Origin of the sequence: Pseudomonas rubra, from assembly GCF_028656935.1 — a bacterium.
GTDB classification, from domain to species: Bacteria; Pseudomonadota; Gammaproteobacteria; order Pseudomonadales; family Pseudomonadaceae; genus Aquipseudomonas; species Aquipseudomonas rubra.
Genome location: NZ_JAMDGZ010000048.1, coordinates 13,672 through 26,928, shown reverse-complemented (window position 1 = coordinate 26,928; position 13,257 = coordinate 13,672). Strand labels below are relative to the sequence as shown.

At 54.7% G+C, this 13,257-nt stretch carries 9 protein-coding genes and 1 pseudogene; 6 read left to right on the top strand and 4 right to left on the bottom strand.

All coding sequences use genetic code 11. The features are described from left to right. Window positions 1-65 precede the first annotated feature (65 nt). Window positions 66-962 carry a LysR family transcriptional regulator gene (locus M5G17_RS20645; RefSeq protein WP_273894759.1) on the bottom strand — a complete coding sequence of 299 codons (897 nt, stop codon included), beginning with the start codon at window positions 960-962 and terminating at the stop codon, window positions 66-68. A 135-nt stretch (window positions 963-1,097) separates the two neighbouring features. On the opposite strand from M5G17_RS20645, the gene amaB reads away from it, so the two are divergent. Together amaB and amaA are read left to right on the top strand one after the other, a co-directional pair. Continuing rightward, complete coding sequence (gene amaB / locus M5G17_RS20640; RefSeq protein WP_273894758.1) at window positions 1,098-2,588, top strand: L-piperidine-6-carboxylate dehydrogenase; 1,491 nt, start codon at window positions 1,098-1,100, stop codon at window positions 2,586-2,588. Window positions 2,589-2,684: 96 nt separating this feature from the next. Beyond that, the gene (gene amaA / locus M5G17_RS20635) at window positions 2,685-3,971 is read left to right on the top strand and encodes an L-pipecolate oxidase (RefSeq protein ID WP_273894757.1); all 1,287 of its coding nucleotides are present in this window, start codon (window positions 2,685-2,687) and stop codon (window positions 3,969-3,971) included. A gap of 3 nt (window positions 3,972-3,974) precedes the next feature. Here the strand turns inward: amaA and M5G17_RS20630 are convergent, their stop codons facing one another. Beyond that, on the bottom strand, window positions 3,975-5,402 hold the full coding sequence (locus M5G17_RS20630) for a mechanosensitive ion channel family protein (protein WP_273894756.1): 1,428 nt from the start codon (window positions 5,400-5,402) through the stop codon (window positions 3,975-3,977). A 55-nt stretch (window positions 5,403-5,457) separates the two neighbouring features. Beyond that, window positions 5,458-5,905: pseudogene (locus tag M5G17_RS20625) on the bottom strand (magnesium chelatase subunit ChlI family protein); the annotation flags it as partial. 82 nt (window positions 5,906-5,987) lie between these two features. Between M5G17_RS20625 and M5G17_RS20620 the strand changes: the two are divergent. The 4 genes from M5G17_RS20620 to M5G17_RS20605 all read left to right on the top strand — a co-directional run bounded on the left by M5G17_RS20620 (window position 5,988) and on the right by M5G17_RS20605 (window position 11,904). Continuing rightward, on the top strand, window positions 5,988-8,099 hold the full coding sequence (locus M5G17_RS20620; RefSeq protein ID WP_273894755.1) for a hypothetical protein: 2,112 nt from the start codon (window positions 5,988-5,990) through the stop codon (window positions 8,097-8,099). Next, a complete protein-coding gene (locus M5G17_RS20615) occupies window positions 8,099-10,033 on the top strand; it encodes a site-specific integrase (RefSeq protein ID WP_273894754.1) in 1,935 nt (644 codons plus the stop codon). The genes M5G17_RS20620 and M5G17_RS20615 overlap by 1 nt, the downstream gene beginning before the upstream one ends. 3 nt (window positions 10,034-10,036) lie before the next feature. Then, window positions 10,037-10,546: a hypothetical protein gene (locus M5G17_RS20610; protein WP_273894753.1), complete on the top strand. Its 510-nt coding sequence runs from the start codon at window positions 10,037-10,039 to the stop codon at window positions 10,544-10,546. A 260-nt stretch (window positions 10,547-10,806) separates the two neighbouring features. Then, window positions 10,807-11,904, top strand: coding sequence for a tyrosine-type recombinase/integrase (locus M5G17_RS20605; RefSeq protein WP_273894752.1), 1,098 nt, complete (start codon window positions 10,807-10,809; stop codon window positions 11,902-11,904). 63 nt (window positions 11,905-11,967) lie between these two features. Here M5G17_RS20605 and M5G17_RS20600 read toward each other — a convergent pair whose 3' ends face one another. Further along, window positions 11,968-13,248: an SH3 domain-containing protein gene (locus M5G17_RS20600; protein ID WP_273894751.1), complete on the bottom strand. Its 1,281-nt coding sequence runs from the start codon at window positions 13,246-13,248 to the stop codon at window positions 11,968-11,970. Window positions 13,249-13,257: the final 9 nt, after the last annotated feature.

Genomic DNA, 13,257 nt, shown 5'->3' with positions numbered 1-13,257 from the left:
CATGAAAGCGAGGAATGCAGCACCGACACAAGCGAAAAAAAGTCGATCTGTCATTCCAAAAAATATCAATCTTGCCCGTTCAGCTCCGCGCGTATCCAGTCGACCAACGCGCGCACCTTCGGCACCTCTGCGGCATGCTCGGAAAACGCCAGGAAATGCGCGCCCTTGCTGCGCATGCTGTGCTGCCAGGGCACGATCAGTTTGCCCTCGGCCAGCTCCTCTGCAACCAGGTAACGCGGCACCAGGGCCACGCCGCAGCCAGACTGGGCAGCGCTGAGGCTCATATAGAAGGTATCGAAGCGCGGCCCGTGATAACTGTTGGCCGAATGCAGGCCCTGCTCCAGGAACCACTCGTGCCAGGCTTGCGGGCGCGAGGTGCTTTGCAGCAGCACCAGTTCCGCCAGTTCGCTGGCGTCTTTGAGCGTACGCCCTTGCAGCAGTTCAGGGGCGCACACTGGCAGCACGTCTTCGCCGAACAGCTCGATGCAGGTGGCTCCCGGCCAAGTGCCCTGACCAAAGAAGAACACTACGTCGGCGGTGGCCTGGAGCAGGGCGAAGGGCTCCATCTCGTTGCGAATGTCGAGGTGGATGTTCGGGTGCTGCTTGCCGAAGCCTTTGAGGTGCGGGATCAGCCAGCGCACGCCAAAGCTTGGTTGGGTGGCGACCTTGAGCACTTCGGTCTGTTCGCCGTAGGACATGATGTAACGGCTGGACATATCGACCTGGGTGAGAATCTTGTTGACCTCGGCCAGGTACAGCGCGCCTGCTGGTGTCAGTTGCAGGCGCCGACGGATGCGCAGGAACAGGTGATGGCGCAGCATGTCTTCAAGCTGGGCCACCTGTTTGCTTACCGCGCTCTGGGTCAGGTGCAGCTCTTCGGCGGCACGGGTGAAGCTCAGGTGCCGGGCGGCAGCCTCGAAACACTGCAGGGCGGCCATCGATGGCACCAGACGTTTGGACATAGCGGTCTCTAAGCCGGTAGATCATTACCTGGCGGAATGATATGCAGAATAAAGGTCGTTTGTTGCGCCAGAGTGATCGGATTAATACTGATCCCTATCACTATTTCAACCACTCATCGCATGCAGGAGAAGAAAATGGTTGATGGACTGCTTGACCGCCTCGGTGTTCCGGCCACTGCCTATACCCATGGCAACCATCCCGTTCACACCCCTATCGATGGCAGCGCGATTGCCTCGGTGCACCTGGAAAGCCCAGCCCAGGTGAGCGCCAGGATCGACCAGGCCGAACACGCCTTTCAGGCCTGGCGCAACGTGCCGGCCCCGCGCCGCGGTGAGTTGATCCGCCTGTTTGGCGAAGTGCTGCGCAAGCATAAAGCTGAACTGGGCGAGCTGGTGTCCATCGAAGCTGGCAAGATCACCCAGGAAGGCCTGGGTGAAGTGCAGGAAATGATCGACATCTGCGACTTCGCCGTCGGTCTGTCGCGCCAGTTGTACGGTTTGACCATTGCCTCCGAGCGCCCGGGCCACCACATGCGTGAAACCTGGCACCCGCTGGGTGTGGTCGGGGTGATCAGCGCCTTCAACTTCCCTGTCGCCGTTTGGGCCTGGAACACCACCCTGGCGCTGGTGTGCGGCAATGCGGTGGTGTGGAAACCGTCGGAAAAGACCCCGCTGACCGCGCTGGCCTGCCAGGCCCTGTTCGAGAAAGCCCTGCAAGCCTTTGGCGAAGCGCCAGCAGGCCTGAGCCAGTTGATCATCGGCGATCGCGACGCCGGCCAAGCGCTGGTTGACGACCCGCGTGTACCCTTGGTCAGCGCTACCGGCAGCACGCGCATGGGGCGTGAAGTCGGCCCACGTGTGGCCGCGCGCTTCGGCCGCAGTATTCTGGAGCTGGGTGGCAACAACGCGATGATCCTTGCACCCAGTGCCGACCTCGACCTGGCTGTGCGCGGCATCCTGTTCAGCGCCGTCGGCACCGCTGGCCAGCGCTGCACCACCTTGCGCCGGCTGATCGTTCATCGTTCGCTCAAGGACGAAGTGGTTGCCCGGGTCAAAGCCGCTTACGCCAAGGTGCGCATCGGTGATCCACGTAAAGACAACCTGGTCGGGCCGCTGATCGACAAGGCCTCGTTCGAAGGCATGCAAGACGCCCTGGCCCGTGCCCGCGATGAAGGCGGCCAGGTGTTCGGCGGCGAGCGCAAGCTTCAGGATCAGTACCCCAATGCCTATTACGTGGCTCCGGCGATTGTCGAGATGCCAGCGCAGAGCGCCGTGGTGCGCCATGAAACCTTTGCACCGATTCTCTATGTGCTGGCCTACGACGAATTCGAGGAAGCCCTGCGCCTGAACAACGAGGTGCCGCAAGGCCTGTCCTCGTGCATCTTCACCACCGACCTGCGCGAGGCTGAGCGCTTCCAGAGTGCGGCGGGCAGTGACTGCGGGATTGCCAACGTCAACATCGGCACCAGCGGTGCGGAGATTGGCGGGGCGTTTGGCGGTGAGAAGGAAACCGGCGGTGGCCGTGAGTCGGGCTCGGATTCGTGGAAGGCCTACATGCGTCGGCAGACCAACACCGTGAACTATTCTCGCGAGCTGCCGTTGGCGCAGGGGATTGTGTTCGACTGATGGGCCCTATCGTGGGGCAAGCCCGCTCCTACTGTGGGAGCGGGCTTGCCCCGCGATAAGAACACCACCGCACAAGAATAAAAGAGGAAGCCGGCCATGCCAGGACTGCGTCAACAATGCCTGTGGGAGCACGTCACCCAGCCTGCCGCGTCATCCCGAGTGCTGGGCAGCGAGCTCAAGGCCGATGTGTGCATCATCGGCGGTGGCATCACAGGCCTGTCGGCGGCGCTCCACCTGCTCGAACAGGGCAAGACGGTGATCCTGCTCGAAGCCTGGAAAATCGGCCACGGTGGCTCCGGGCGCAACGTCGGCCTGGTCAACGCCGGCACCTGGATTCGCCCGGACGATGTCGAAGCGACCCTCGGCGAGAAGCAGGGCAGCCGCTTGAACAAGGTGCTGGGCGAGGCGCCGGGTGAAGTGTTCGCCACCATCGAGCGCTTGGGGATCGATTGCCAGGCCCATAACAGCGGCACCCTGCACATGGCCCACAACGCCACCGGCGTTGCCGACCTCGAAGCCCGGCATCAGCAATGGAGCCGCCGCGGCGCCGATGTCGAAATGCTGACCGGTGCGAAGTGCGAAGAATATTGCGGTACCAACAAGATTTCCGCCGCGCTGCTTGATCGCCGCGCCGGCACCATCAACCCCATGGCATACACCCAAGGCCTGGCTGCTGCGGTCGAGCGCTTGGGTGGGCAGATCTTCCAGCAGTCCGCCGTGCAAGGCCTGGAACGTGAAGGCAGCAGCTGGCGGGTGAAAACCGCCCAGGGCTCGGTCAGTGCCGACAAGGTGGTGATCTCTACCGGCGCCTACACCGAGGGCGACTGGTCCAACCTGCAGCGCCAGTTCTTTCGCGGCTACTACTACCAGGTAGCTTCCCTGCCGCTGCAGGGCGCTGCCGCCGACAACGTGCTCAAGCACGGCCAGGGCTCGTGGGACACGCGCACGGTGCTCAGTAGCATCCGTCGCGATGATGAAGGGCGCTTGCTGCTCGGCAGTCTCGGCCGGGTCGACAACAAGCCGGCCTGGTTCATTCGCAGTTGGGCTGACCGGATTCAGAACCACTACTTCCCGCAACTGGGCAAGGTCGAGTGGGAAATGCACTGGACCGGCTGCATCGACTTCACCCCGGACCACCTGATGCGCCTGTTCGAGCCGGCCCCGGGGATTGTCGCCGTTACCGGCTACAACGGCCGTGGCAACACCACCGGCACGGTGATCGGCAAGGCCTTCGCCCAGTACCTGCTGCGTGACCATCCCGATGCTTTGCCGATTCCGTTTTCGCCGATGAAACCGGTGTCGGCGCCGGCCTTGCGCACGGGATTCTACGAAACCGGGTTCTCGCTGTATCACGCTGGGCAGTGTTTGCGCGTGGTGCTCTGACGGCTACTTGTGCAGCCAGCTGAGAAAGCCACCTTTCTTGATGGCTGCAGGTTTCTGCAGCAGCAGTGACTGGCTGGCCTGCTGACGAAAACGCTGCAGTTTGCTCAGTGCCGCCTTGATCTCGTCGCGCTGCTCAAGGCAACTGCGCACATCGTGCTTGTCGATGCGATAGAGCACGCAACTGGTGAGGCTGCGAAACTCAGCGATGGAATTGTCGCCATCGAGCAGGCCTTCGACCCCCAGCACCTCGCCGGGGCCCATGCGTCCGGCCTCGAGCAGTTTGTCCCCGCTGCGAATCGCCGCAGAGATCACACCGGTACCAATTACCAGGAGATACTCGGAAGCTTCGCCAAGGCCGAGGATGACCTGGTCTGCCAGGTACTCGACCGAGGTCATGCGCTGGCTGAGGCTGTCCTTCTCCTCGTTGCTCAGCGAACGGAAAATTCGCACATCCTCCAGCAAGCTACGCTGACGGCTCCAGGGCTGTGGCGTGTTGTCGGCATTCCACACCACCCCGGCGGCTTGCAGGTGGCGATGGGCAAGGTCGAACATTTGGTTGCGCACTTCGGTCTTCTTGTCCATTGAGTTGACGAACCCGGTGGCTTCGTATTCCACCGATTCCAGGGTCGAGCTCTTGATCGTCGCCTTCGGCTTGGGTGTGGTCAGTAGCGCACTGCTGCCTTGCAGGGTTTTTTCCAGGGCATCGAGGACCCGCCGCGGGCGGACTTGCGCGGGGACTACCACGCTGATCGAGACGCCGTGCACATCACTGGGGCGGCTGAAGTTGAGCAGCTTGGCCTTGGCCGCCACCGAGTTGGGGATCACCGCCATGCTGCCGTTGCCGGTGAGCAGGCGTGTGGCTCGCCAGTCGATATCGATCACCTTGCCCTCGGTGCCGTCGATGCTCACCCAGTCATCGATCTGGTAGGGGCGGGTGGTATTGAGGACGATGCCCGAAAACACATCACTCAACGTGCTCTGCAACGCCAGGCCGATCACGATCGCCATGACCCCCGAGGTGGCCAGCAAGCCTTTCACGGGCAGTTGCATGACGTAGGCGGCTGCGGCAACAACCGCGATCAGGAAGATCAGCGCCCCGACCACGTCCTGCAGCAGGCGGCCGGTATGGCCGCTGCGGGAAATCAGGATCAGCCCTAGCACCACCGTCAGGGTCCGCGCAGCGAACAGCCACCAGACGATTTCCAGCACCGTCGCCACCAGGTTGCGGGGTACATCATCGGCCCAGGGTGGGGGCTGCAGCGGGCTGACCCCCGCGCTGATCAACACCCAGCTGAACAGCAGGAACGCCGCCAGCCGTGCAGCAATCCGCCAGGTACGCCGCTCGATTGGAATGGCCCGCCAGAGCAGCAGGTCGAGCACCAGCAGCAAGGTACCGATCAACAAGGGGGAGTTGTGGATGAATGCGAACATGCTGGTCTCGGCGCGGTGGGCTGTTGCCAAGTTAAGAGCAGAATGCGGGCAATTACTACTGGTTGCTGGGCCGATAGTGCAGCGCCTCAGCCAGATGCCCGCGGCCGATGCTTTGAGCCTGTTCCAGGTCAGCCAGGGTTCGCGCCACCTTGAGCAGGCGGTGGGCGGCGCGCAGGGACAGGGTCAGGCGTTCACAGGCGCTTTCCAGCCAGGTCTGGTCGGCTGTGGATAACCCGCAGTACTGGCGCAGGCCGGGCAGGTCGAGGAAGGCGTTGTTGCTGGAGGTCGCGGGCGGTGGCGACTTGCGCGGCGATGGTGGCGCTGCTTTCGCCGTGGCTGCTGTCGGCGGACAGTGCCGTGGCTTCGCGGGCGACGGTCAGGTGCAGGTCGATGCGGTCGAGCAAGGGCCCGGAGAGTTTGTTGCGGTAGCGCTGGATCTGTTCGCTGCTGCAGCGGCAGCGGCCGGTGGGGTCGCCGAGGTAGCCACAGGGGCAGGGGTTCATGGTCACATTTTGTGAGCGAAGGCCCTTGAGGGAAATAGATGTCTCAGGAATGCTGGGGCCTCTGAAACAGGGACTACAGCGCATGACGGCATCTCCGACCTTGGGCCTATCGACGGCTAAACGGCGTAAAAAGAGCAGGGATACAGATGGCATTCTCACGGTCGCGAATTCCAATCGTAAGAGCGGCTTTACTGACATTGATTTCTCCTTCTTAGCTCACTGGCCGGGCGTGGACCAGGAGGCATTCTGGAGGGGGTTGCAACGCTTTTCTCGTGCGTATAGCGCCGCTGGGCCTACCTATGCAGCACGGAAAGTTCTTGTTTTCTGGATGGAGTTCGCTTTAAAGGAAGGGTGGAGCCCGCCTTGTAAAGAGATGCTTCCTTTGACCTTGGTAACGCAACTCGCAGCTCTCAGAAGGAGTTTTTACGAGCGAGGCGCACTAGCGGGTAGGGCCCTTAGCACAAGCTCAAACAACTGGGATATGTTTTTGAGACTGCTCAAATGTCTCATCGACTCCAAAGCGATTCCATTCATAAATCTTACATTGGGAAGTTTGGCCTCGCCAGATCGAAAACTAATATTAATACACCGGGAAGAGATCATTGCCCAGCAGCATAAGATGCTTACGGGGCCCAGGAACTTAAATGCAGAGGCCGACTCGTATAACGAACAATTGTTAGTGCCGATTTCTATAGTGACTTCTAATGAAAAATATCTTGATGAATACAGGATGAATTTGAGGGAAGCTATATCGACAATAAAATTATGTGCGCTTAAAGATTTCAGTGTCTTGGTAGCCTCGCAAACTCGAGGACATGTGTTGATCCAAAAAACTAATTTTGATTTTTTGGAAAGGCTCAAGACTCGAGGCAGATGGAGGTACGTCGATCCGGCTAATGGGCTACACTACCTAGATAAAAAGGGAGGGCATCCTAATTTACTAGGTCACCTACTTGCGATCGTAACGGAGGAGATGGGAGGCTTGCCTAAGCCTCACCGGAAGTTCGGATCCGATGGTCGCACGGTAGAAAGTTCGAGCCCATATTCGTATTGGTACTACGTACAAAGTTACGGTAAAAATAAAATATTACCATATCTCGGAATTATGTCGAGTGAGGCGGCAGTCATCTGTGCCCTGCTTCTTGTCATTGAGCATCCGAAGCTAAATGCGTGCTCCCTATACCGCGCAAAGCTTGAAGACGAGCATGGGCGATCAATTTTGATGACTTCCGCCGGCGAGAACGGTGAGGACATAAGGCTTACGGTCGCAAAGCCAAGGGCGGATGAGCAGAAAACAGTAGTATTGAGTAAATTAGGTGAGCTGGTTATATCTAAGGTTTTGGAGTGGACGCGTCCGCTCCGAGATGAGCTTAGGCGCCAAGGTAGGCATGATGAAGCCGCATCGTTATGGATCGGAATGAGCAGCCTTAACTATGACATTGTGGAGTTTTCAGACAAAGCTTTTACAAATGGACTTGGAATGAATCCGGCCTTCCGCGCACACGGCCAAGATGCCAATGTTACTCGTAGAGTGCCCTTCATTGAGCGGCACGAGGAACTGCGTCCCTGGAGCAAAAAAATCACATTCAAGGCTTTACGCGTAAATTCAGGAGTTCTTCGCTATCTCGAAACTGATGGCGATTTGGCTGCTACGGCCCGTGCCTTTGGCCATAACAATGTCGCAACGACAATTGGTCATTATATTCCGCCTGCGTTACGCCAACTAATATACGAGAGGCAGATTCGTCGCCATCAAAACTATCTCATAGTTTCTTCCTTAAATTGCGACGAAATTAAGCTTCGTGCCTCAGATTTTGAAACTGTGGAGGAGCTACATAGTTTTCTCAGTGGCCTGGCTATAACAAGCGATCGTAGAGAGTATATGGATGACGCTGGTCAATGCACGTCCAATCCCGAAGTCGAAACAAGATCTGGTACGCTAATCGTTGCCGACGACCCCAAGGCATTGGCTGTAGCAATGCTATATCGAGATGCGTTAACACATGCAAGTGAGGTTTTTTTGGACTCTCCTGACAAACGCACAGGTGTAACGCCAAGATTTTGGGTTGAGTTTATTGATGCTTTACAGTCGGATCTACCGCCAGTGATGGGCGAGTACACCAGACTTGCGAGGGCCGCACTAACTATGAAAGAGCTAATGCGAGGGAAAGTCACCCTTCCCGAGGTCCAATAATGAGCAATTTACCCAATGAGATTCTAGCATTCTTCGATAGAACTACTCGAGAATTCCATTTTAATCATAGGCCAAGCTGGCTTCGGTCTGAATTATTAGATTTGGTTTGGGTGGTTGATAATAATCAGGATCTTCGGATCGTGAACGGAGAAATAAGGGGAGGTACTAGAATCCGTTGGGATCACGATCTCCCGAATGGTTCGATGGCCAGTCAGAAGAATCAGACGCTTGCACGTCAATGCAGGGCAATTACGGTTTGGGCCCATGACGGTACGATTGGCTTGGGTGGAAATAGTTTACGTTCAATAAAACATTTTCACTTGTTTCTACACTGGATGACTGAGTTTTTCATGAATCGATACGGCGATCGATTCAGTCAGCACGGATTCAAAATTGTTGTAGTTGAAGATTTGGTGGATTTTTTTGAAACTTACGAGGCTGGAGGAGTCACTGCTACCTCTCAGGTGATTCCCAGGTGGGAGCAATTTCTTCGAGCGCAAGGATTGAATCCTACTGAAGTAGATAAAGTCAGAGAATTTTTGACGACTGTCAACGCGTACGATAAGAAAGGCCGTTTGTTGGATTCTTATCTAGCGAGCGCAACGCGAATGCGCTCAGGTCGACCTAGGCGGTTGCAACAATTTTCGAAATATTTGGAAAGATTTGAAGGCCAGCCTGCAAATGTACACTATACGGTCCCCGTGCAGAGGACGGCGAGTTTAGCTCGGTGGGCTGTCATACTAAGCAGGACACTTAACTTTATTCCTGAATTTGAGCACTCGGAACTCTCTGACGTGGTGCGAGTCGCTGAAGCCGTTAGACCATATATTGATCGTCCCAATGGCAGGACTGCAACGCTTCCAATTTCAGTCGGGCGTAAGCTTCTCGCAAACTGTTGCGATTGGATGCTAAACATCTATCCAAAAATTTACGAGTTTGTTTTAAAAGTGCAACAAAAAATCGAATTTGGCAGTAATGGTCGCAGGGGTGGTCTAATCAAGGCGATCTCACTTGCCGAACGACGAATCGCGATTGACCCGCAGTTATCAAATATAGCTGATAGGTGGCAGCGTACACCATCTGGGCCAACTTACGGTGAAAGTCAGCATATGGCATTGACTACAAGTGTTGTGCTGTTAAAGCTGCATAATGCAGTATGCTATGTACTTTTGGGTATGCTCGGGTGCGGCCGGCTTAATGAGGTCATATCCTTGCGAGCAGCTCCTATGCATGGAGTGGCAAGTAAAACCGTGGAATTTTCTATCCAAAAGTCTGGGATAGACAATACTCGAAGAATCATGGCAAAACCCATGCCCCAGATTGCAGTAGATTGCTTGATCTCTTTAACTAAACTCAAGTCAGTCTGTAGCTCTATCAGGCCTTCTGCTGATCCATTGTCCGAAGAGTGCGCGTTCTTCAGTTTTAACGCGAGAGGGTTAGGCTTGATAACTAAAAGTGACGTCAATGGTTTGTTGAGAGAGCTAAGCCTAACTTTAGATTTGCGCACTTCTAAGGGAGAGCTATGGTTGCTGCGCTCCCATGAGCTGAGGCGATATTTTGCAATGTCTTTCTTCCACTCGGAAGGTAATGAGAACTCGCTACCGGCACTCACCTGGTTTATGGGGCATAGCGATATTGAGAAAACTTGGCGGTATGTAAAAGAAAGTCTCACTGGCAAGGAGATGAGTGCATCTGAGGCAGCGATGGCACGAGCAGCCATTTACTCGAACGATCAAACTAAAAGTGTCTGCGCCTTAAGAGCATTGGTTCTTAAATATTTCGGCTGCAAAAGTATGACTTTATTGGGCGAGGATGAGGTTCAGGACTATCTCGAAATGATGGCTGAGGAGGGCTTATACTCGGCTTCGCCCATTCAGATCCAATGTAGAGGGCAAAAGGTTTTCACTGTATTGATAACCATGATTAAGGATTGATTAATGCCTAGGCTTTCTAAAGGTGAAATATCACCGGGGATAAGATCTAAAGCAGAAGCGGCGAGGTGCTCTGCCGCTTGTCGAGTTAAGGTATTCAACGATCTAACAGAATCAAATGATAAGCTATCTCCTGATTGGCTTAACTTTCGTGATGTGGAATCGTTTTCCTGTTGGAAGAAGCCCTCAGCGGGCATTGAGCCTCTAAGCCCAAAAACCCTTAGAAAATACATGGCTGAATTATATAGCGGGGGGCTAGTGGGTATTCTGACTGATGCAAATAAGTTCCTTGCTGGGCCGGTTGATCGTGCAGTTGAGAAAAGTACTGGTAGAGTCACAAGTCTTGAGAAAAAGGTGAGCGCAGCCGTTGACTCAGCGTTGGAGATGACCGTTAGATACTTGGATCTTCTTGAAAAGATTCAAAAGCTAGCTCAGCGTAATGAGTCCGCGCGGATGGAACTTGAAAGACATTTCAGGAGGTATGGCCATAACCCTCACCTGAAGGTCATAAAATGAAAGAAGATAAACAGCTATGGCTGCGTGCATCCGGAAATTTTCATTTGCCTGGTTTTCTGGTTAGCAATGTCAGTTCAAGATGGTCCGCACCGGGAATGCGAGCTATGTACTGGCCCTCAGGAGAGATCTGTTGGCCTGTTAATGCCTATCTGATTAACTGCCGGCGTCAAGGACTCGCAGTTTCAACTGTGAATACATATTGCTCAGAGCTAACCTCGTTATTAAGGTTTGTCGTTTTAAGGTCGCAGGGTCTTTTCAGCATGAATGATGACGATCTTACGGACTTCGCCGACTGGCTGTCTGAAGGGAAGCAGCGTTCTGGTCGATATATCAACAGATTGCTATTGAGGGTCATAGATTTTTACATATGGGCTCAGGACACTGTTCTTGGAAAGCGTATAGTTGGCGGAGACAGTGAGTTTCTGCAAATAAGCATTAGTAGGAAGATAGTTAAAGTGCCGAGAGGTAGGGGGCGTTCAATAAGGCGGCACAGGGCAATGCTTCCGAATAATGTACCAAGAACTGTGCATCCGATGTCTACTAAAGTATTTTATAATCTTTTAGATTCCAGTGACAAATTAAGCAAGACCGGCTTCGTTAGGAAGCGTAATAGAATGCTTTTGGTACTGCTCGCAGATTCAGGCCTCCGCAGAGAAGAACTAACTATAGTAACAGTTGAAAGTATTTTGCAGTCTGCAGAAAATGGAATGATAAAGGTTAAGACCTCTAAACGGAGGGGGAATCCTGAAAGAGTGATCCCTTTGCCCCGGGAAACAACCGACGCGCTGTGTGAATACGTTAAAACTTCTCGTGAAATTCTAATAAGACGCCTGAAGAAGCGGCATGCAGGTTTCATTGATGAAGGATGGGCTTTCTGTACTAGATATGGAGGAAGATTAGCCCCGTCAACCATCTCCCAGTTGTTTTCAGACTTACGCGAGCACGCAAATGTTTCTGAAGTGGCAACTGCACATATGCTACGGCATAGATTTATTACTATTCAGCTCGTGACACGACTGAAGAAGGCTGGGTCGAAATCGACTATCGGCGTCGAGTTCCTCACTACCATTCTGTCACAGCTTGCAAGCGTTAGTGGACACGCTTCAATTGATAGTTTATGGCAGTACGTGGACTGGGCGTTTGATGAACTAGACCAAGCAGAGGATGCGGATGTCTCCGCAAATAGTAAAGCGAAAGAAATCATAGTTGATATGATTGAAGACGCGAAGGCCTGTCAAGATGACACGTTAGTGCAGGATTTGAGAATTGTACTTGAAACGATCACCACCCTAGAAACTGGGGGCACAGTTAACCGTAGTGTCTTAGCTCACTCCTTACGAAGCCGAGCAACACGATAGGAACGTTACGGCTTGAATCCAGTACCTGCCGAGAAGGCCAGTCAGAACCAGCGAGAAAAGCGGTCATGCTTGCGTCTTATCAGCGATTGGTGCAGTGCGGGAACGGGACAGCCACCCCTCCGTTTCCTCGTCGGCCATGTCGACAGAGACTTTAATCCAACCATCTCGCTCTTCCAAAACCTCCACCCGTTCACCCAAACGAAGGCGCCCGATCTCCTCCGCCCCTGATCCAGGGTCGGCGCGCAGAACCGCTTGCTCACGAATAACTATACGGTAGGACGTAAGCAGCGCTCGATGCTCCGATGGAAGTCCCTTGATGACGTCCTGCACTTGTTGAGCCGATGTCACACCCTCAAGTTTCTTCTCAAGGTACTCGTACGCTTGCGCGACGGCCACGAGTAAGACAAAGGTATTTGCTAGCCATTTAAGGACTGTCCAAACGGTTACTAGGTGAGAGTATGCCTGCTTCGAAAGCTGCTTTAACTGGCCGCCTCTACTCAGGAAGTCGACAACCTCGCTCTCTACGACTTCTGGCAGTTCATTGTCCAAAAAATCGGAAAGTTCAGGTTTGTTCCGAGCAAGCAACTCCTCGAGGGACTGCAACCTCAGCTCTCCGCTTTCCGCCACAAGGAGCTTAGCCAGCGAGGAGCTCTTGATGAAGTTGTCATAGGAGGCGACAACGCCTTCCAAGGCACTACTGAACTTTCTACCCTGAGCACTGCGTAAACCGAGCTCCGCGCTGAGTCCGGCAATAGACGGCAGTGCCTTAACCGCTGACAACTGTGCCTGGAATCCAGCAGCCGATGAGAACACCTGGTTATCGGCCAACTGAGCTCGGAAGCCCTCTAACGACGGAAGTACACGGGCTACTGCCAACTGGGCAATAAGCCCCTCCATAGACGGGAAGACTTTGGCTGTGGCCAGTTGAGAAAGGAGCCCCCTCGACGAAACCAAGGCCTGGATAGGTTCCAACTGAGATCGTATTCCCCTTAACGAAGGGAGTGCCTGGACAGCGGCCAAGGGTCTGCCAATGGTCTCCTTCCAAGGCTGAGGCTGGAACATGGCAAGTTGTTCACGGAAGCCGGACAGACGTGACACCGAAGCGAGTGTAGCTCTCAGCTCTCGAAGAGGGTCAATCGCCGGCAGCACGCGAGCGGTCGCAAGCTGTGAACTGATCTCTTTCCATGACTCGAGCCGAGCTGGCTCTAGCTGAGCACGCAGACTGTCAATCAAAGACGGGGATGGCCCCTCCAAATGGACTATGGGATCGCAGGCCTTCTCGGAGACGCTTTCTTGGCCCTGGGCAGGCAGATCGTTCCCAGCTTTGTCATCCGACCGTGTCATGGTGAACTC